Below are 18,833 nucleotides of genomic sequence, written 5' to 3'. Positions count from 1 at the left end.
GAAATTGTATTGTTTTAACACCTCAAATATAGTTTCTATTGGGATTATACCAAACACTTTTTGTACTTTTGAGCACGATTTAACAAACTTTATATAAAATGCAACGCGACGAACAAATTTTCGATTTAATTCTTGATGAGCAAGACAGACAAATTCATGGTATTGAACTTATTGCTTCTGAGAATTTTGTGAGCGACCAAGTGATGGAAGCTGCAGGTTCATGTTTAACAAATAAATATGCAGAAGGTTATCCGGGTAAGAGATATTACGGAGGATGTGAAGTGGTGGATATTGTTGAGCAAATCGCTATTGACAGGGCAAAAGCACTGTTTGGTGCTGAATACGTAAACGTACAGCCACATTCTGGATCACAAGCCAATACAGCAGTTTTTGCAGCTTGTTTAAAACCAGGAGATAAAATTTTAGGTTTCGATTTATCTCACGGTGGTCACTTGACTCATGGTTCACCGGTAAATTTCTCAGGTAAATTATACAACCCTGTATTTTATGGTGTAGATCAGGAAACTGGAAGGTTGAATTATGATAAAATCCAGGAAGTTGCAACTAAAGAGCAGCCTAAGTTGATTATTGCGGGAGCTTCTGCGTATTCACGTGATATGGATTTTAAACGTTTCAGAGAAATTGCTGACTCAGTTGGGGCTATTTTAATGGCTGATATTTCGCATCCTGCTGGATTAATTGCTAAAGGATTGATGAATGACCCTATTCCTCATTGTCATATTGTAACCACAACTACACATAAAACATTACGCGGTCCCCGCGGTGGTATGATCATGATGGGTAAAGATTTTGAAAATCCTTGGGGATTAACTACTCCAAAAGGTGAAATCAGAATGATGTCCCACGTATTGGATATGTCTGTGTTTCCTGGAAATCAGGGAGGGCCTTTAATGCATATTATTGCTGCTAAAGCTGTGGCTTTTGGTGAATGTTTATCTGATGAATTCTTCAGATATGCGGTTCAGGTGCAGAAAAATGCACAGGCTATGGCGGAAGCTTTCGTAAAAAGAGGTTATAATATTATCTCGGGCGGAACTGATAACCATATGATGCTTATCGATTTACGCAATAAAAATATTTCAGGTAAAGAAGCTGAAAATGCATTGGTAAAAGCTGAAATTACTGTAAATAAAAACATGGTGCCGTTTGATGATAAATCACCATTTGTAACTTCAGGTATCCGTGTGGGAACTCCAGCAATCACTACACGTGGTTTGGTTGAGGCTGATATGGAAACTGTGGTTGATTTGATCGACAGAGTATTGATGAATCACACTAATGAAGAAGTGTTGGAACAGGTTGCTGATGAAGTGAATGGAATGATGAGTGAAAGAGCAATGTTTGTTTATTAGAGATTTTAAAATATAAAAATGAAAAAACCGAGAAATTATATTTCTCGGTTTTTTTTATATCTATAATTGACCAGTAGAGATTAGTCTATGAATACAAGTGTAGTTATTCATCTAAATGTTTATAGGCTCCTAAATCAGGGGGGCTTGTACGATTGATACCATCAATATCTTGAGAAATTATAAATGTTGCATTACCTTTCCCAATGACAGGTGAATTTTTTAAAATTCTAAGGTTGTTTTTATAAGCCTCTTTGAATTTCGGATCATTATTGGTCTGACTATTTGTAACCAAATTATTTTTTGAACCCGGATTCTTTACAAAATCATACATCGTTCCGGTAAACTGATTGCTGTAATCTGAAAACTTGATTAACGAATAACTGATGTCAAAATTAAATTGGGCCTGGTCACTTTTCTTTAAACCAATCTCTATGCTGTTAGGGCCGTAGATTATTGAATTCGTAAAATTTGCTTTTACTAAATCAGCTGTTAAAATATTTTGTCCATCATTAAATGTATTGTCCAGTAAAACGGCAGGGTTTTGTCTGGAACCCGACCAGTAATTAGCAAAAGTACAATGATTGAAGTCGTAGCTTCCGCCATATGTACAGGCCAAAGCATATTGTCCTGCTTTATTGATTACAATGTTTTTTCCGTTGATTTTTGCGGTTCTTGCTAATATTCCGGCAACAGAAGAGTTGTAAATCTGTGTATTTTCTATTTCAACTGTGGTGCCGTCATTGTGCTGAATGAATAATCCGACAGTGGCGTTTTTTATGGTAAGGTTTTTAAAATAATTATTGGTGCTTCCGTCAGTGAGGATTATCGAAAACCATTGCCCTGGTATTTCTGCAAAACCGGGTTCTAAACGGTCTCCTTCAAAAATCACTTCGTTTTCCAGAGCTTCAGTTGTAGAATCTGATCCATTTACCTGAATACTGGCGGCATTGGCAACTATTATGCCTGATTGATCGTGAAAATGCACTCTGGCACCTGCATCTATTTCAAGTACTTTGTTGTTGGGAACGGTAGGAAAGCCATAAATCACATAAGGCTTTGAATTGGTAAAGTGTAATTCGTTGCCGTTTACAGGATCATTTTCATCTAATGGAAATGAAGTTAATTTTGGGTCGGTCTCTGAAAGAGGCAGACCTTCATAAGTAAAAGAATTGTCAGGATTTTTAGTGCGTTTTGGATAAATAAAATAAGCATCCTGTATTAAGGTAACTAAATCAACATCCTGCTGATTGTCCCCTGTGTCAAATAAAATTTTATCTGTATAAAGAAAGTCAGTAGGATTAGCATCTGTAATAGCTGCAGTTTCTTCAATGAAAATATACAAACTGTCTTTGGCTAATAATTCAACGTTGTTAAATAGCTGGCCTTTATCATCCTGACCAGTCATTCCGTCCACCATTAAACGGTATTTGGAATTTGCACCTTTGCCCAGCGCTATAGAAGGAATTGTAATATCATCGTTGCTTTTGTTGTATACTTTTAAAGTGTAGGTACTTGAAGCTACACCGGTAAAAACGGTATCAAGATATACTGTATCTTTTGAGAAAGTTAATCTTCCATTGCTAGGGACTGTATCAAAATCTTTGCGGCAGGAAGTTAATGAAATTAATGCTAAAAGTATGATGAATAAAAAATTACGCATTCGGATTTATATTATTTTCGATAAAAATAGTCAAAAAGTAATAACGTTAAAAATACTTTTAAATTTTAATCCTATTTTTCGTAAATTTGAATATATAAAGTAGTGGTATGGGTTTTAACAAAGAAGAAGTTATAAATCTTTGTAACAAATTGTGTCAAAATACGTTGATGCAAACATTAAAAATTGAATTTATTGATGCCGGTGAAGATTTCTTAGTAGCCAAAATGCCTGTTAACAGCAGTGTTCATCAGCCTATGGGCTTATTGCACGGAGGAGCAACTGTAGCGCTTGCTGAAAGTGTGGGCAGTGCGGCTTCCATCATGTTTATAAATAATGAAAAGCAGGAGGTAAGGGGAATTGAAATTTCGGCTAATCATTTGAAAAGTAAAAGAGACGGTGAGGTAACAGCCACCGCAAGATTGATTCATAAAGGACGTTCCTTGCATTTATGGGAAATTAAAATTGTTGATGAAAAAGACAGTCTTATTTCCCTCTGTAAATTAACTAATATGGTTTTGCCAAAACGTTAACTATGAAAAGTATATTCGAAAAAGTTAAAATTCAACAAAAATTACATCTCCCGTTTGTTGTTTACAGAAAACCTAATTCGAAGACTTTAATAGGAATTTTTCAAAATGACGATCATCTGTATTTTACAGAAGATTTTAAACAAGAGGCATTTGTTTTTGCGCCTTTTAGTGGTTTTCCGGTAATTTTTCCCATGGAAAAATCGGAAGTAAAGTTTAATACAGTTTACTTTGATCACGAAATTGTTGACCATGATTGTCTGACAGACGAAAATCCTGTTGAAAGAGAAAGTTTTATACAACTTGTACAAAAAGGTGTTGAAGTAATTAAAGATGGGATATTTAATAAGTTAGTGCTTTCCCGTACAGAAGCTGTGCATTTATCAGATTTTAATCTGGAAGCAGTTTTTGAAAGGATTTTGCACCATTATGGCCATGCTTTCTGTTATTGCTGGTTTCATCCCAAAGTAGGGATGTGGATTGGAGCAACTCCTGAAAAATTATTTTCGGCCAAAGAATATAAATTCCAGACAATGGCATTGGCCGGAACACAGTCCTATGCCGGGACGGATGTTGTTTTTTGGAAAAATAAAGAACGTGAGGAGCAAGAGTTTGTTACTGATTTTATTGTGGAAAAATTAAAAAAAGAAAGCTCGGAGGTTTCAGTTTCTGATGCTTATACCACAAGGGCAGGAAGTTTACTCCATTTGCGTACCGATATTGAGGGTGTTCTTAATCAGGATGCCAACTTGAAGAATATTATCGATATTCTCCATCCTACACCGGCTGTTTGTGGATTGCCCAAAGATTTATCCAAAGCTTTTATTGAAAATAACGAGGGTTATGACCGGGAATATTATTCAGGTTTTCTAGGCGAAATGAATTATGATTATAATACCAATGAAAAATCAACCGATTTGTATGTAAATCTGCGATGTATGAAAATTGAACATAATACAGCGCATTTGTTTGTTGGTTGCGGTATTACACGTGACAGTAATCCTGAAGCGGAGTGGAAAGAAACTGTGAATAAAACTCAAACCATGAAAAAAATTCTTTAGGTAATAACTAAAGTGTTTTATCTTTAGAGTATTCAAATTAGTATCATTTTAAAAATTTATGAAATTAGATATATTAGCATTTGGTGCACATCCTGATGATGTTGAATTAGGTTGTGCTGCTACAATTGCAAAAGAAATTTCTTTGGGAAAAAAGGTAGGTATTGTCGATTTGACCAGAGGGGAATTAGGAACGAGGGGAACAGCTGAAATCCGTGATGAAGAAGCGGCTAAAGCGGCGGAAATACTGAATGTTTCCGTTCGTGAAAATCTTAATTTCAGGGATGGGTTTTTTAAGAATAATGAAAAGCATCAATTGGAGGTTATTCGGTTAATAAGAAAATATCAGCCGGATATTGTGATTTGCAATGCCATTGATGACCGTCATATAGATCATGAAAAAGGAAGTAAATTAGTTTCAGATGCCTGTTTTTTGTCAGGACTGCAGAAAATAGAAACCAGTTATCAAAACAAAATTCAGGAAGCATGGCGTCCTAAACAAGTGTATCATTATATCCAATGGAAAAATATCGAGCCGGATTTTGTAGTGGATGTTACAGGTTTTATGGATATAAAAGTGAAGTCAATTTTAGCATACGGCTCTCAGTTTTATGATCCGAATTCTGATGAACCGGAAACGCCTATAACTTCAAAAAACTTTTTGGACAGCGTAAAATACCGCGCACAAGACCTTGGAAGGTTGATTGGAGTGGAATTTGCAGAAGGTTTTACAGTAGAAAGGTATTTGGCTGTCAGTGATTTAGGAAAATTAATATAAATTTTTGTAATTTTCTTTTGTAAAACTCAACTTTTGCTCTATATTTGCACTCGCAAACGCATAAATGGTGATTGTAGCTCAGTTGGTTAGAGCGTCGGATTGTGGTTCCGAAGGTCGTGGGTTCGAGACCCATCATTCACCCGGTAATAAAAAGCTCCTCATTTGAGGAGCTTTTTTTATTTTATATCTTATCTACAGCCGGTCGTTTATCTCTGTTGGCCAGATCCCAAATAATAGCGAAAGCAAACTGGGCTCTTTTAGTCAATGCATCGTATTCTATTTTTTCAGGATCATCAGTAGGCTGATGGTAATCTGCGTGAGTTCCATTGAATAAGAAAACCGATGGGATATTATGCTTTGCAAAGTTATAATGGTCTGAACGGTAGTAAAAACGGTTAGGATCGTTCTTATCGTTGTATTTGTAATCCAATTGAAGATTAGTAAAATCTTTGTTTGCCTTTTCCACTAAATGATATAAATCAGAAGATAAATAATCAGATCCTATGACATAAACATAGTTATTGCTGTTTTTGTGGAAATCATCACGGCGTCCTACCATGTCAATATTTACATTGGCAACTGTTTTCTTTAATGGGAATAACGGATTTTCCGAATAATATCTCGAGCCGTGCAATCCATGCTCTTCCCCGGTTACATGAAGAAACAGTATAGAGCGCTTAGGGCCGTTGCCTTCATTTTTAGCTTTTTGAAAAGCCTGAGCTATTTCGATTAAAGTCACAGTTCCGGAACCATCATCGTCAGCACCATTGTAGATTTCACCGTTTTTCATGCCTACGTGGTCATAATGAGCGGAAATAACTACTATTTCTTCTGGTTTTTCGTTGCCTTCAATAAAAGCCCAGATGTTCTCTGAATCACCTAATTTCGGGCTAAATGCTTTTTGAAAATAAGAAGCAGGAATAGGCTGGTAAAAAGATGAAGTTCCCAGAGGGTAATTAACCCCGTTTTTTTGATATTGGGAGATAATGTATTTACCGGCTTTTTTCTGTCCTTCCTCACCAGTATTTCTTCCCTGCATTTCATCAGATGCAATGGTGTACAGATGTGATTTTAATTCTTCCTGGTTAATTGTGTTTAAATAAAGAGTGACTAAATTTTTATCATCTAATTTAACTTTAGAATCATTTTTTACTACTGTTTTTTGACTGGTGCAGCTTATTGAGGCAATAGAAAGCAAACCCAGTAATAGCGTCTTTTTGTTCATAATTAAGCATTTGGTTAACGAATATAGCCAAATGCAAAAAAATCAACAAGAATTATTGCATTTAATTAACATTTAAAGCTAAGTAAAAAAGCATTATAATCCATACCGATGAAATCAGGATAAGGTTAATCAGTAAGATAAGGGTTGCTTTAATTCTGGATATGTATTTTCGTTCTCCGTACATTCTGCTGTGCGAACGGTAAAAGTAAAACAGCCACCAGCAAATCAAAATAAACGTCAGAAGATTCAGCAGACTGCTAAAGTCGGCAGATTCTTTAAAAAGACCTAAAAACCAATCCAATACAGAAAAGATGGTAAATGACAATAATATCATCGAAAAGTAATGCAAAGTGAAAATTCCGTGATCAAAATAATACCACTTTTTTTTGTTATGGAACAACCAGAGTATCAATGCAAAAAGAGGCATTATTATGAACAGTGTTTTGGGGATGTTTTTGAAAACACTGGATAAGAATTTTTGCATAAACTCTTTTGGAGTGTTTTCAGATGATGTTTTGATTAAATGCTTTTCGATATATTTTTGAAAACCACTGCTTTTTTTGTACTCTGGCAGCGTTTTTTGAATTGAGTCATATTCTGCAAGGGATGAATAACCGGTGATGGCTTTAATTTCACTAATTGAATTGATTTTTTTCTTTTGTCCGTTTTCTGTTTTTGTAAATTTCATCAATTCATTTTCACTGATTTTTGAAGTCGGAAGTATTGAAAGAATAAAAAAGGTGATGAAACTTATAAAAATATACAGCTTTACAGGAACAACATACATTTTTCTTTTACCGGCTAAATACTCTTTGGTAAGTTTAGCAGGGTAAAAAAGTAAAAATAGTATGGTTTTCCAAAAACCGCTGTCATAGTGGACTAAATCTTCAATGGTGTGAAAAAACAAATAATGAAAAGACTCTTTTGGTTCCTTGTTCTCCTGTCCGCAGTTGGGGCAAAATCTCTTATCAACTACTTGTCCGCAATTCAGGCAAGTCATGTCAGTTCTTAATTTGAATTTTCCCATAGCTCTTTTGATTTAGTCTTCTAAAAGATGAGATTTTGAGTACACCCGCCATTTTTCAATGCATTCAGCCATGTCCTGAGGGAGTTCTGTGTCAAAGCGCATGTACTCTTTGCTAACAGGATGCTCAAAACCTAATGTTTTTGCATGAAGTGCCTGCCGGGGTAAAATCTTAAAGCAATTTTCTACAAATTGTTTATATTTAGAAAAAGTTGTTCCTTTTAAAATCAAATCACCGCCATATCGGGCATCATTGAATAACGGATGGCCTATATGTTTCATGTGTGCCCTTATCTGATGTGTGCGTCCGGTTTCTAAAATACACGAAACTACAGTCACATAACCTAAACGTTCTAAAACTTTATAATGGGTAACTGCCGGTTTTCCTATAGCAGGATCATCATAAACAGCCATTTGCATTCTGTCTTTAGCATGACGGGCTAAATTTCCTTCAATAGTACCTTCGTCTTCTTTTATATTGCCCCATACAATAGCAATATATTCCCTTTCGGTTGTTTTTTCTTCAAATTGCTTAGCTAAAAGAGCCATGGCATTATCATTTTTCGCAATGACCAATAACCCCGAAGTATCTTTGTCAATACGATGTACTAAACCGGGACGGTTACTGCTGTTCATTGGTAAATTTTCAAAATGAAAAGCCAATGCATTTACTAAAGTTCCTGTGTAATTTCCGTGTCCTGGATGAACAACCAATCCTACAGGTTTATTAATTAAAAGTAAATCATCATCCTCGTACACAATGTCAAGCGGAATATCTTCCGGATCAACACGGTTTTCAAAAGGCGGATGAGCCAGCATGACTTTTATTTCGTCAAAAGGCTTTACTTTATAGTTGGATTTCACAGGGACACCATTGGCAAAAATATTACCTCTGTCTGCTGCCTGCTGAATTTTATTCCGTGTGGTATTTTCAATAAGCTGCATTAAGAATTTATCCACACGGACAATTGATTGTCCTTTAGGTGAAATAAACTTATAATGCTCAAATAATTCGTCGTCTAACTCTTCGTTATCGTTATTCAGAAAAGTAATCCCCATTTTTATTCTGTTACAATTGAATCAGTTGGTTCTGTATTTTCTGGAGTTATATCCTCATCTTCTTCAAAACCTATTTTTCCATCACCTAATACTAGGTTTATTTTTGTCATTTTAAGTACCTGTTGTCCTGCTCTTACCGGTTTACCGTTGATATTCATCTCTAGAACCATGTCTTTAGCTAAATTAGGAACATAGCTTGTATCGCCAACAGTTAATCCTAAAGCGTTTAAAGTTGGAACGGCCTGACGGTATGTTTTCTGGATCAAATCAGGAAGTCTTACCTTAGCATATTCCTGAGCATTTATTTTTACATAAATGACACGGTTTTGCTTTACTTTACTTCCGGGTTTCGGATCTTGATTTACAATTGAAAGTTTTGGAAAATCAGAATTGTAATCAACTGTATCCAGAAGTTCATAATCTAAATCCAATTCGTCAAGTTTATCTTCGGCCTCTTCTAAAGTAAGTTTGCTTAAATTAGGTACTGTGATTTCTTCACCGTGGTTAGTGGTAAAACTTATCCAATACATGAATAAAAATAATGAGGCACATACAATTAAAAAAGCAATTACAACTTGTTTAAAAAAAGTGAAGCTAAGAATAAAACGTTTCCAACTCATATTGTAAGATAGTAGATTTCTGAAATTATGTTTTTGTGATTTCTCTTTTTGATTAAAAAATCAATTATTGCAAAGATATAAAAATAGTAAAGCTAATTGATTCCAAAAAAAATGATAATTTTGTTAATTACAAATACAATTTATGAAGAATATTGCCATCATCATGGGCGGTTACTCTAGTGAGTACCAAATTTCACTAAAAAGCGGAAACGTAGTATATCAAAATTTAGATGCTTCAAAATATAAAGGATACAGAATTCATGTTTTTACAGAAAAATGGGTCTATGTGGATGATAATGATAATGAATTCCCAGTCGATAAAAACGATTTTTCAGTAACTGTTAATGGCAACAAAATAAAATTTGACTGTGTTTTCAATGCGATTCACGGTACGCCGGGTGAAGATGGATTAATGCAGGCGTATTTTGAGCTGCTGGGAATCAAACAAACATCATGTGACTATTACCAGGCTGCTTTGACTTTCAATAAAAGAGATTTGTTATCGGTTTTAAAACCATACGGAATAAAAACCGCAACCTCTTATTATCTGAATCTAGGTGATGAGGTGAATACGGATGCTATAATCGAACGTGTAGGTTTGCCTTGTTTTGTGAAACCAAACAAATCAGGTTCAAGTTTTGGTATTTCAAAAGTGCATAAAAAAGAAGATTTTATGACTGCTGTTGAAAACGCTTATAAAGAAGATAATGAAATTATTATTGAAAGTTTTCTTGACGGGACAGAAGTTTCTGTTGGCGTGATTAACTACAGAGGTGAAATTATTGTATTGCCTATTACTGAGATTGTTTCTGAAAATGATTTCTTTGATTATGAAGCAAAATATTTAGGTAAATCTCAGGAGATAACCCCTGCACGTTTAACTCCGGAGATAGAAAAACGTGTTCGTGAAGTGGCTAAAAAAGCTTATGAGGTTTTAAAAATGAGTGGTTTTTCACGTAGTGAATATATTTTGGTAAATGGTGAACCGCATATGCTGGAAATGAATACGATTCCAGGATTGACAAACGAGAGTTTAATCCCGCAGCAGGCACGTGAAGCTGGAATATCACTACAGGATTTGTTTTCTAATGCTATTGAATTGGCTTTAAATAAATAATACTATGCGCAAAGCAGTTTTTCCTGGATCTTTCGATCCTATTACCTTAGGACATATTGATATTATTGAACGCAGTTTACCCTTGTTTGATGAAATTGTTATCGCTATTGGTGTTAATGCAGATAAAAAATATATGTTCTCGTTAGAAGAGCGAATCAGGTTTATCGAAGAAACTTTTAAATATGAAGATAAAATCACTGTTATTTCTTATGAAGGACTGACTATTGATTTATGTAAAAGACTTGAAGCTGATTTTATTTTAAGAGGATTGCGTAATCCAGCCGACTTTGAGTTTGAAAAAGCTATTGCACATACAAACCGTATTCTGTCAAAAATTGATACGGTGTTCTTGCTTACTGCAGCCAATACATCTTTTATTTCATCCAGTATTGTTAGAGATGTAATACGGAATGGCGGTGATTATACAGTTTTAGTTCCAGAATCTGTTAGATTGAAAAAATGAAAAATATAATGAGTTTGGTGGTACTGGGTACCACCTTTTTTTGTTTTGGCCAAAAAAAGTATGTTACTGTTTTTGAAAAAGGAAACGGAAACCAAACAGCAACATATGAACAGGTTGTCGATTTTTATAAACAACTGGATGCCGGTTTTCAATCGGTAAAAATGGAAACAAAAGGATTGACTGATAGCGGTCAGCCTCTGCATATGGTTGTGTATAATCAGGAGAAGGATTTTAACTTTGATAAATTAAGTAAATCTAAATCTGTCATTTTAATCAATAATGCTATTCATCCCGGAGAACCTGACGGGGTAGATGCTACTATGATGTTGTTTAGAGACTTGGCTTTAGGAAAAATTAAAGCACCTGAAAATGTGGTTCTTGTTACTATTCCGGTTTATAATATAGGCGGAATGCTTAATAGAAATTCAACCAGCAGAACGAATCAAAACGGTCCTGAAGAATATGGATTCCGAGGAAACGGAAGAAATTTCGATTTAAACCGTGATATGATTAAGGCAGACACTAAAAACACCAAAAGTTTAATCGATATTTTTCATGCAGTAAAGCCTGATGTTTTTATTGATAATCATGTCAGTAATGGTGCAGATTACCAATATACGCTGACTTATATTCAAACAAATCCTGACAGGCTGGGAAAGGAGTTGGGTAGTTATATAGCTGAAAAAATGTCTCCCAATCTGGTTGCTGCCTTGAAGAAGAAGGGGATTGATGCTATGCATTATGTTGATTTTAATGGTGAAACTCCCGAAAGCGGTTTGGTTCAATTCTTGGATTCTCCCAGGTATACAACCGGTTACACTTCTTTATATAATTGTTTGGGGTATGTTGTGGAAACGCATATGTGGAAACCTTATGCACAGAGGGTAAAAGCTACTTATGAATTTATGGAGAGTGCAATGCGTTTTGCAGATGTCAATAAAGAGGAAATAAAAAAGATTAAAAGAGTAGCTTCTGAGCAATTTAAAATAGGACATCTATATCCTGTCAAATGGGAATTGGATACCTCTAAAACAAAAATAATAACTTTTTTGGGTTATGAAGCAGAACATAAGAAGAGTGAAGTTACCACAGGAAATAGATTGTATTATGACAGAAGTAAGCCTTTTCAAAAGGAAATAAAGTTTTATTCTGATTATAAGACTACAGCAGCAGTTAGAATTCCAAAAGCTTACGTAATTCCACAATCATGGTGGACGGTTATAGATTTATTAAAAGCGAATCATTGTAAATTTGACAGAATTAAAAAGGATACTCTAATTTCTGTTGAGAGCTATAAAATAGCGGATTATAAATCAGTAACATCACCTTATGAAGGGCATTATCCCCATAGAAATGTAAAAATTGTAAAATCTCCTGAAAAAGTAATGTTTAGAAAAGGGGATTATATTTTTCCGGTAAATCAGGAAGCGATAAAGCTTTTGTTGGAGACGTTAGAGCCCGAAGCCGTTGATTCCTATTTTAACTGGAACTTTTTTGATACGATATTACAGCAAAAAGAATGGTATTCGGATTATTTGTTTGAAGATTTAGCGGGTCAATTACTCAAAGAAAATCCAGATCTTCAAAAAGAGTTAGATGAAAAAAAGAAGGCAGATGAAAAATTTGCCGGCAATCCGGCTGCACAGCTGGAGTGGGTTCATAAGCATTCAAAATATTATGAAAAGGCACATTTGCAATATCCTGTATTCAGGATTGTCGAATAAGAAAACGGGCTGAAATTTCAGCCCGTTTCTATTTAATTGGAAATTATAATTCTATTTCAATCTGATTTCGCAATAAATCATCAAAAGTTTCCTGTTGGCGTATCAAATATGCTTTGCTGTCATTCCAAAGCACCTCTGCCGGTTTGAAACGGGAGTTGTAATTGGAAGACATACTGAAACAGTAAGCACCGGCATTTCTAAAACTTAGAATATCGCCTTCTTTAATTTCAGTGATTCTTCTGTTGGTGCCAAAGGTATCTGTTTCACAAATGTATCCAACTACCGAATAAAAACGTTCTTTGCCTTTAGGGTGTGAAATATTTTCAATATAATGTTCTGAACCGTAAAGCATAGGTCTGATTAAATGATTAAAACCAGTATCAATTCCTGCAAAAACAGTTGAAGTTGTTTGTTTAACCACATTTACTTTTGCTAAAAAATATCCGGCCTCACTCACTAAAAATTTGCCCGGTTCAAACATCAATGTTAATTCACGGCCATATTCTTTTTCAAAAGCTAAAAATCTTTTTGTTAATTTTTTACCTAATTCCTCAACATCAGTTTCAATATCACCTTTTTTGTAAGGTACTTTAAAACCGCTTCCAAAATCGATAAAATCCAAAGTTTTGAAATGTCTTGCGGTATCAAATAAAATTTCTGCTGCGTATAAGAATACTTCAATGTCCAGAATGTCGGAACCTGTGTGCATGTGGATTCCGTTAATATGCATATTGGTATTTTCGACAATTCTCAGGATATGAGGCAATTGATGGATTGAAATCCCGAATTTACTGTCGATATGTCCTACAGAGATATTTGAATTTCCTCCGGCCATTACATGTGGATTAATTCTAATACAAACTGGTGTATTCGGATGTTTTGCTCCAAACTGCTCTAAAATTGATAGATTGTCGATATTGATTTGTACGCCTAATGCCGCAGCTTCTTCAATTTCCTGTAAAGAAACTCCATTAGGAGTATATATTATTTTTTCAGGCGAAAAACCTGCATGCAAGCCCAGTCTGACTTCCTGAATTGAAACAGTATCCAATCCTGAATCAAGCTTTTTAAACAACTTTAAAATTGAAATGTTTGACAATGCTTTTACCGCATAATTAATCTGAAGCTTTTCTACCTTAGAAAAAGCATTAGTTAATCTATGATACTGCGATTCAATTTTTTGGGCATCGTAAACATATACGGGAGCTCCAAAATCATTTGCGATTTGTAAAAGTTGTTGTGATTCCATTTTTTCAATTTTTTGGCAAAACTAATGTTATATAAAGATATATTAAAATTATTAAACAAATAACATAAAAATAAAACAAAAAGTTTTATACATAACAAAAAGTGTGTTTTTGTTATAAAATCACGTAAAAAGAATAATGATTTAAGTGTTATATTCTTAAGATATTTATTATTTTTGTGGCACTTTATAAAAGTCAAAAAAAATATTATGAATTTACACGAATATCAAGGAAAACAGATATTAGCAAGCTACGGTGTGCGTGTACAACGTGGTTATGTTGCACACAATGCTGAAGAAGCGGTTGCAAAAGCAAAACAACTTACTGATGAAACTGGTACGGGCTGGCACGTAATTAAAGCTCAAATTCACGCTGGTGGCCGTGGAAAAGGAGGAGGAGTTAAGTTGGCTAAAAATTTAGACCAGGTTAAAGAAATTGCAGGTCAGATCATTGGTATGGATTTGATTACACCTCAAACACCTCCAACTGGTAAAAAAGTTCACAAAGTGTTAGTGGCTGAAGATGTATACTATCCTGGAGAAAGTGAGACTAAAGAATTCTATATGTCTGTGCTTTTAAACAGAGGTACAGGTCGCAATATGATCATGTATTCTACTGAAGGCGGTATGGATATTGAAGAAGTGGCTGAGCACACTCCGGATAAAATCTTTACTGAAGAAATTGATCCGGCAGTAGGTTTACAAGGTTTTCAAGCTAGAAGAATTGCTTTTAACTTAGGTCTATCTGGTGATGCTTTCAAAGAAATGATCAAATTTGTGGATGCTTTATATAAGGCTTACATTGGATCTGATTCATCAATGTTTGAAATCAACCCGGTATTAAAAACTTCTGACAATAAAATTATGGCAGTTGATGCTAAAGTATCGTTGGATGACAATGCTTTATACCGTCATACTGATTTAGCAGAAATGCGTGATATTACTGAAGAGCGTCCAATTGAAGTAGAAGCTAAAGAAGCTGGATTAAACTATGTTGATTTAGATGGTACAGTAGGTTGTATGGTAAACGGTGCCGGTTTGGCAATGGCTACTATGGACTTAATTAAATATGCAGGTTTTGAGCCGGCTAACTTCCTTGACGTAGGTGGTACTGCTGATGCTAAACGTGTAGAGACTGCTTTCCGTATCATTTTAAAAGATCCTAATGTAAAAGCTATCTTAATCAATATCTTTGGTGGTATCGTTCGTTGTGACCGTGTTGCTCAAGGTGTTGTAGATGCTTACAAAAATATGGGTGATGATATTAAAGTGCCTATCATTGTTCGTTTGCAGGGTACAAATGCAGAAATTGCTAAAGAATTAATTGATAATTCAGGTATGCCTATCTTATCAGCTGTTCAATTTCAGGAAGCTGCTGATCAGGTAAAAGCTGCTTTAAGCTAATATGTAGATAAATTTTTTATCAAATAAATAGGAAGCCTTGGTGAGAACCAAGGCTTTTTTGTTGGTTTCTGTTTTTTGTTTTATCGAATGTTAATTTAATGTAGTCTGTCTGAGTAGATTAAATTTTATTATTTGTAATAAAATTCTTTAGTTTTTTAATTGTTGTTAAGCTTTTTTGTCTTTTGTAAGCAGATTAATAATATGATTATTTTTAAGTCATTTCTAAAATTAAAATTAGGTTAAGTTGTTGAAAAACAATTTTTTGTAAGAAAAACTGCTCTACATTTGCAGTGTAATCTTAAACAAATAAAAAAAAGAAACCATGAAAAAATTAATGCTTTTATTAGGTGTTTTATTAATGAATGTAACGTTTGCAAAAGCAAATGATGTTAAGCCGGTTGATGATTATCCAAAAGCAGTAGTAAATATAACTAAGATGTTAGGAACTCTAACTATTAATGAGGATTTTGAAAAAGCTGAAACAATCAGATTCTCTGCAATGGTTAACAGTGATAACGAGCTTGTAGTGTTACAGGTGAATACGAAAAATGAAGCTTTTAAATCTCATTTAATTCAAAAATTAAATTATCAAAAAGTGGAAAAGGGTGTTATGACTCCAGGTAAGTTGTATTCATTTGTTGTGAAGTTTAAACCAGAATAAAAGAATATGTATATTGAGTTTTAAAGCTCATAAATTATAAACCCCGTAAATTGTTTTATAGGGTTTTTTTGCTTTTGTATGTTTGGATTGTGTGTGGTCACAAAAAAGCCCCGGAAATTCCGAGGCTGTTTTATGATTTAAAAAAAGATTATTTACGTCTTTCTTTGATTTTTGCTTTTTTACCAGTAAGATCTCTGAAGTAGAAGATACGAGCTCTACGAACTTTACCTTTTTGGTTAACTTCAATTTTTTGTAACGCCGGCATGTTAACAGGGAAGATACGTTCTACACCTACAGCTCCTGACATTTTACGGATTGTAAAAGTTTCAGTAGCACCAGTACCTCTTCTTTGGATTACAACTCCTTTAAAGAACTGAGTTCTTGTTTTTTCACCCTCTTTAATTTCGTAGTACACAGTGATAGTGTCACCAGCACCAAAAGCAGGGAAATCTTTCTTTTGAGAAATTTCGTTATTTACGAAATCTAATAAATTTGCCATTTTAATAAATTATTATGGTTTAAATCTGAGCAACATTCACGGTTTTCGCCAGAGGTTGGTCAAATGTGGGGCAAAATTAGTTAAAAAAAACAAATCTGAAAAGATAATGATTAAATATTTTTTCAATCGTTTCTATTAATGATTAATAATTTAGAGTTAAACCTATTCCAAGCCCCATATCACTGTCATAATGAGTTTTAAAACCAAAATTTTGTGTAATGATATAACCTAGCCCTAACATATATTCTTTGTCAGTATTAATCATGAAATGACCTCTTAAACGTTTTGATACAGGAATATCTTCTCTGTATAGTTGAATACGAAAATAACCATCTTGAAATATTTCACTTTGAAATTTAATCAACATTGGAAGTGTATATTCAAATCCTAAACTGATTTGAGCCCGTTTGTCTTTTGTATTTTCTTGGTTGAAAATATTTTTTTCTGAATTTTCATGTTTTCTGTACCTCCAATCAAATCCAATGAATGGCATAAACCATTGCATTTTGTCTATATACCTACCTATATGGGTTTCAGTTTCGTAACCGTGCATTTCATTGTATCCTAAACGCCATTCGGTACCTATGCTCCAACGGGTATTTTGTAACATAAACATTCCGTCGTTGCCGTTTGTGGCAAAATCATTTTCTGCCATAAAATGAAAAGCCCTATCATCAGCAAATAACTTTCTTTGAGCAAATTTAGGATTAGGAATAAGTGGATTTTTTTCTTGATTTTGATAACTGATAATTCTTCCCATTCCACTCATCATGTGATATAAAATATGACAATGAAAAAACCAGTCGCCCTCTTTATTTGCTTCAAATTCGATTACATCAGTTTCCATAGGCATTATATCAATAACGTTTTTTAATGGAGAATAATCTCCTTTTTCATTTAAAACCCTAAAATCATGACCATGTAAATGCATTGGATGGCGCATCATAGAACCATTGTAAAGTGTAATTTGAAGTACTTCACCTTTTTTAACTAAAATTTTATCGCTTTCTGAAATTACTTTATTGTCTAAACTCCAAACATATCTATTCATGTTTCCAGAAAGTTCAAATCGTATTTTTTTGACTGGAATTTCTTTAGGGAGATTTGTTTTACTAGTAGATTTTAGCATACCATAATTGAGTGTAACAATATCTGAAAGAGCGTTGGCATTGTATTTGTCCTCAGAATGATTCGAATGGTCTTTCCTTTTATTGTTATTGACTTCTCCTGTTATTTCGGGATACATAACTACATTCATGTCCATTTTATTCAGACTCATATTCATGTCCATGTCATTTAAATCTCCGTTCATTTTCATCATGTCATTCATCATCTTCATTCCTTCAAAATATTTTAATTTAGGTAAAGGGTTGGCAATTTGCTTTTTCCCTTCACCAATAAAAACTGATGCTGAATTTGTTCGATCTTCAGGAGTTGCTAAGAATTCATATGAAATTCCTTTTTCCGGAATTTCTATAATTACATCATAAGTTTCAGAAACTGCAATTAAAAGCCTGTCTACACTTACAGGTTCTACATCATTACCATCACTAGCAACAACAGTTATTTTTCCTCCTGCATAGGTGAGCCAGAAATTTGATGATGCACCGCCATTGGCAATTCTTAAACGGACTTTATCACCAGCTTTAAATTGGGATAACTGGTTTTCATTTTGTCCATTGATGAGGAATTTTTCATAATAAACATCGCTAACATCCATGGCATTCATTCTTTTCCATTCGTTTGTTAGTTTAGTCTTGAAATGTCCCTGTCTTATGGATTCGGCATAACTTTGGGTTGTGCCTTTTTTTATAGCGAACCAATCTGATGCATTGTGTAACATCCTATGGATATTATGAGGATTACTATTTGACCATTCACTTAAGATTAATGGTACTGTGGGTAAGTCATCAATTTCTTTTCTGAAATTGGTTGCATTTTTTTTCTTTTCCAATATCATTAAACCATACATCCCAATTTGTTCCTGAAGACCTGAATGACTATGGTACCAATGTGTTCCATGTTGAATGATAGGAAAGGAATAGGTATATGTTGAATGCGGTTTTATGGGCATTTGTGTCAAATAAGGTACACCATCTTCTTTGTTGGGTAAAAACAAACCGTGCCAATGTAATGCAGTTTCAACATCCATTTCATTGAAAACTACAATTTCAGCAATATCACCTTCTGTAAAATGGAGGGTAGGCATTGGAATTTGCCCATTAACGGCTATAGCATGTTTTTCTATATCAGCAAAATTTACAATAGTATCCTTAATATGAAGTTCATATTTTACAATCTTTTGGGCTTTAGATGTTTGGGGTAAAAAGAAGAAGATTGTAAAAAGACTGAAATTAAGTCGAGTATACATAATATATAAAGTTATTTGAGTTAT

The 18,833-nt window shown here is 34.2% G+C and carries 17 protein-coding genes and 1 tRNA gene; 10 read left to right on the top strand and 8 right to left on the bottom strand.

What is annotated here, in order from left to right; all coding sequences use genetic code 11:
• Positions 1 to 98: 98 nt before the first annotated feature.
• Positions 99 to 1,373: a serine hydroxymethyltransferase gene (gene glyA / locus EZM65_RS03035; protein WP_136667041.1), complete on the top strand. Its 1,275-nt coding sequence runs from the start codon at positions 99 to 101 to the stop codon at positions 1,371 to 1,373.
• 103 nt (positions 1,374 to 1,476) lie between these two features.
• On the opposite strand, the gene EZM65_RS03030 is transcribed toward glyA, so the two are convergent.
• Positions 1,477 to 3,033, bottom strand: a complete 1,557-nt coding sequence (locus EZM65_RS03030; RefSeq protein ID WP_136667040.1) for a hypothetical protein — start codon at positions 3,031 to 3,033, stop codon at positions 1,477 to 1,479.
• 107 nt (positions 3,034 to 3,140) lie between these two features.
• Between EZM65_RS03030 and EZM65_RS03025 the strand changes: the two genes are divergently transcribed.
• The 4 genes from EZM65_RS03025 (at position 3,141) to EZM65_RS03010 (ending at position 5,538) form a co-directional block, all read left to right on the top strand.
• The gene (locus tag EZM65_RS03025; RefSeq protein ID WP_136667039.1) at positions 3,141 to 3,563 is read left to right on the top strand and encodes a PaaI family thioesterase; all 423 of its coding nucleotides are present in this window, start codon (positions 3,141 to 3,143) and stop codon (positions 3,561 to 3,563) included.
• A 2-nt stretch (positions 3,564 to 3,565) separates the two neighbouring features.
• Positions 3,566 to 4,621, top strand: coding sequence for an isochorismate synthase (locus EZM65_RS03020; protein WP_136667038.1), 1,056 nt, complete (start codon positions 3,566 to 3,568; stop codon positions 4,619 to 4,621).
• Between the two features lie 58 nt (positions 4,622 to 4,679).
• The gene (bshB1, locus tag EZM65_RS03015) at positions 4,680 to 5,396 is read left to right on the top strand and encodes a bacillithiol biosynthesis deacetylase BshB1 (RefSeq protein WP_136667037.1); all 717 of its coding nucleotides are present in this window, start codon (positions 4,680 to 4,682) and stop codon (positions 5,394 to 5,396) included.
• Between the two features lie 66 nt (positions 5,397 to 5,462).
• A tRNA-His gene (locus EZM65_RS03010) sits at positions 5,463 to 5,538 on the top strand.
• 39 nt (positions 5,539 to 5,577) lie between these two features.
• On the opposite strand, the gene EZM65_RS03005 is transcribed toward EZM65_RS03010, so the two are convergent.
• From EZM65_RS03005 to EZM65_RS02990, 4 genes are all read right to left on the bottom strand, one after another.
• Positions 5,578 to 6,621, bottom strand: coding sequence for a M28 family metallopeptidase (locus tag EZM65_RS03005; RefSeq protein ID WP_136667036.1), 1,044 nt, complete (start codon positions 6,619 to 6,621; stop codon positions 5,578 to 5,580).
• Positions 6,622 to 6,682: 61 nt separating this feature from the next.
• On the bottom strand, positions 6,683 to 7,648 hold the full coding sequence (locus EZM65_RS03000; RefSeq protein ID WP_136667035.1) for a DUF3667 domain-containing protein: 966 nt from the start codon (positions 7,646 to 7,648) through the stop codon (positions 6,683 to 6,685).
• A gap of 12 nt (positions 7,649 to 7,660) precedes the next feature.
• Positions 7,661 to 8,704: an RluA family pseudouridine synthase gene (locus EZM65_RS02995; protein ID WP_136667034.1), complete on the bottom strand. Its 1,044-nt coding sequence runs from the start codon at positions 8,702 to 8,704 to the stop codon at positions 7,661 to 7,663.
• A 2-nt stretch (positions 8,705 to 8,706) separates the two neighbouring features.
• On the bottom strand, positions 8,707 to 9,324 hold the full coding sequence (locus EZM65_RS02990) for a PASTA domain-containing protein (protein ID WP_136667033.1): 618 nt from the start codon (positions 9,322 to 9,324) through the stop codon (positions 8,707 to 8,709).
• 142 nt (positions 9,325 to 9,466) lie between these two features.
• Here EZM65_RS02990 and EZM65_RS02985 point away from each other — a divergent pair, with 142 nt between their 5' ends.
• Genes EZM65_RS02985 through EZM65_RS02975 form a run of 3 tightly spaced genes read left to right on the top strand, consistent with a single transcriptional unit; the run spans position 9,467 to position 12,628 of the window.
• Positions 9,467 to 10,441, top strand: coding sequence for a D-alanine--D-alanine ligase (locus tag EZM65_RS02985; protein ID WP_136667032.1), 975 nt, complete (start codon positions 9,467 to 9,469; stop codon positions 10,439 to 10,441).
• A gap of 4 nt (positions 10,442 to 10,445) precedes the next feature.
• Complete coding sequence (gene coaD / locus EZM65_RS02980) at positions 10,446 to 10,904, top strand: pantetheine-phosphate adenylyltransferase (RefSeq protein ID WP_136667031.1); 459 nt, start codon at positions 10,446 to 10,448, stop codon at positions 10,902 to 10,904.
• Complete coding sequence (locus EZM65_RS02975; protein ID WP_136667030.1) at positions 10,901 to 12,628, top strand: M14 family metallopeptidase; 1,728 nt, start codon at positions 10,901 to 10,903, stop codon at positions 12,626 to 12,628. Before coaD ends, EZM65_RS02975 begins: the two co-directional genes overlap by 4 nt.
• Positions 12,629 to 12,671: 43 nt before the next feature.
• Here the strand turns inward: EZM65_RS02975 and lysA are convergent, their stop codons facing one another.
• Positions 12,672 to 13,877 carry a diaminopimelate decarboxylase gene (gene lysA / locus EZM65_RS02970; protein ID WP_136667029.1) on the bottom strand — a complete coding sequence of 402 codons (1,206 nt, stop codon included), beginning with the start codon at positions 13,875 to 13,877 and terminating at the stop codon, positions 12,672 to 12,674.
• 207 nt (positions 13,878 to 14,084) lie between these two features.
• Between lysA and sucC the strand changes: the two genes are divergently transcribed.
• Both sucC and EZM65_RS02960 read left to right on the top strand, forming a co-directional pair.
• Positions 14,085 to 15,278 carry an ADP-forming succinate--CoA ligase subunit beta gene (sucC, locus tag EZM65_RS02965; RefSeq protein ID WP_136667028.1) on the top strand — a complete coding sequence of 398 codons (1,194 nt, stop codon included), beginning with the start codon at positions 14,085 to 14,087 and terminating at the stop codon, positions 15,276 to 15,278.
• 322 nt (positions 15,279 to 15,600) lie between these two features.
• Positions 15,601 to 15,939: a hypothetical protein gene (locus EZM65_RS02960; RefSeq protein WP_136667027.1), complete on the top strand. Its 339-nt coding sequence runs from the start codon at positions 15,601 to 15,603 to the stop codon at positions 15,937 to 15,939.
• Positions 15,940 to 16,087: 148 nt separating this feature from the next.
• Here the strand turns inward: EZM65_RS02960 and rplS are convergent, their stop codons facing one another.
• On the bottom strand, positions 16,088 to 16,438 hold the full coding sequence (gene rplS / locus EZM65_RS02955; protein ID WP_136667026.1) for a 50S ribosomal protein L19: 351 nt from the start codon (positions 16,436 to 16,438) through the stop codon (positions 16,088 to 16,090).
• A gap of 142 nt (positions 16,439 to 16,580) precedes the next feature.
• Positions 16,581 to 18,809, bottom strand: a complete 2,229-nt coding sequence (locus EZM65_RS02950) for a multicopper oxidase family protein (RefSeq protein WP_136667025.1) — start codon at positions 18,807 to 18,809, stop codon at positions 16,581 to 16,583.
• Positions 18,810 to 18,833 lie beyond the last annotated feature (24 nt).

This window comes from Flavobacterium sp. H122 (assembly GCF_004959765.1).
Classification (GTDB): Bacteria; Bacteroidota; Bacteroidia; order Flavobacteriales; family Flavobacteriaceae; genus Flavobacterium.
Note: the sequence above shows the minus strand (reverse complement) of the source record. Positions and strands in the feature narration are given on the sequence as shown.

Coding starts and splice junctions, on each gene's coding strand:
- glyA (WP_136667041.1), top strand. CDS start 99: ATGCAACGCGACGAACAAATTTTCGATTTAATTCTTGATGAGCAAGAC.
- EZM65_RS03030 (WP_136667040.1), bottom strand. CDS start 3,033: ATGCGTAATTTTTTATTCATCATACTTTTAGCATTAATTTCATTAACT.
- EZM65_RS03025 (WP_136667039.1), top strand. CDS start 3,141: ATGGGTTTTAACAAAGAAGAAGTTATAAATCTTTGTAACAAATTGTGT.
- EZM65_RS03020 (WP_136667038.1), top strand. CDS start 3,566: ATGAAAAGTATATTCGAAAAAGTTAAAATTCAACAAAAATTACATCTC.
- bshB1 (WP_136667037.1), top strand. CDS start 4,680: ATGAAATTAGATATATTAGCATTTGGTGCACATCCTGATGATGTTGAA.
- EZM65_RS03005 (WP_136667036.1), bottom strand. CDS start 6,621: ATGAACAAAAAGACGCTATTACTGGGTTTGCTTTCTATTGCCTCAATA.
- EZM65_RS03000 (WP_136667035.1), bottom strand. CDS start 7,648: ATGGGAAAATTCAAATTAAGAACTGACATGACTTGCCTGAATTGCGGA.
- EZM65_RS02995 (WP_136667034.1), bottom strand. CDS start 8,704: ATGGGGATTACTTTTCTGAATAACGATAACGAAGAGTTAGACGACGAA.
- EZM65_RS02990 (WP_136667033.1), bottom strand. CDS start 9,324: ATGAGTTGGAAACGTTTTATTCTTAGCTTCACTTTTTTTAAACAAGTT.
- EZM65_RS02985 (WP_136667032.1), top strand. CDS start 9,467: ATGAAGAATATTGCCATCATCATGGGCGGTTACTCTAGTGAGTACCAA.
- coaD (WP_136667031.1), top strand. CDS start 10,446: ATGCGCAAAGCAGTTTTTCCTGGATCTTTCGATCCTATTACCTTAGGA.
- EZM65_RS02975 (WP_136667030.1), top strand. CDS start 10,901: ATGAAAAATATAATGAGTTTGGTGGTACTGGGTACCACCTTTTTTTGT.
- lysA (WP_136667029.1), bottom strand. CDS start 13,877: ATGGAATCACAACAACTTTTACAAATCGCAAATGATTTTGGAGCTCCC.
- sucC (WP_136667028.1), top strand. CDS start 14,085: ATGAATTTACACGAATATCAAGGAAAACAGATATTAGCAAGCTACGGT.
- EZM65_RS02960 (WP_136667027.1), top strand. CDS start 15,601: ATGAAAAAATTAATGCTTTTATTAGGTGTTTTATTAATGAATGTAACG.
- rplS (WP_136667026.1), bottom strand. CDS start 16,438: ATGGCAAATTTATTAGATTTCGTAAATAACGAAATTTCTCAAAAGAAA.
- EZM65_RS02950 (WP_136667025.1), bottom strand. CDS start 18,809: ATGTATACTCGACTTAATTTCAGTCTTTTTACAATCTTCTTCTTTTTA.